The organism is Robertmurraya sp. DFI.2.37 (assembly GCF_029211245.1).
Lineage (GTDB): Bacteria > Bacillota > Bacilli > Bacillales > Cytobacillaceae > Robertmurraya > Robertmurraya methanolica_A.
Window position 1 is genome coordinate 1 of sequence record NZ_JARGEJ010000613.1, and the last position, 303, is coordinate 303.

1 protein-coding gene is annotated in these 303 nt (G+C 38.3%); it reads right to left on the reverse strand.

Annotated elements, in window-relative coordinates; all coding sequences use genetic code 11:
- Nucleotides 1-83: 83 nt before the first annotated feature.
- Nucleotides 84-303 (reverse strand): hypothetical protein (locus PZE06_RS27920; RefSeq protein ID WP_275792390.1); only part of this gene is annotated, 220 nt, incomplete at its 5' end.

A 303-nucleotide genomic window follows, 5' to 3' on the forward strand; every position in this document is an offset into this window, starting at 1 on the left:
GAGGATGTTGACCCGTTTCGTAATCCCCACTAATTCCCAAATCTCTTATTTCCCCATTTTTAGGATGCTGTTCCTATTCTTTCCTAGCTATGGTAGGAGCGCTCCTCTGGAAGAATATATCTAAATGTCACACTTATTTTAAAAATTATCTTTTTCTCTGTTAAAAGGGTTAAATACTTGCCAATTTGGTTATCAGTCACTTCATACTTGCTGGAGAGAACATGCGGATCCCAACCATTCTGAATGTATAAAACGCATATACTCATGAGCAGTGAATCTTTCATTCTATCTCCTCCGGCTAAG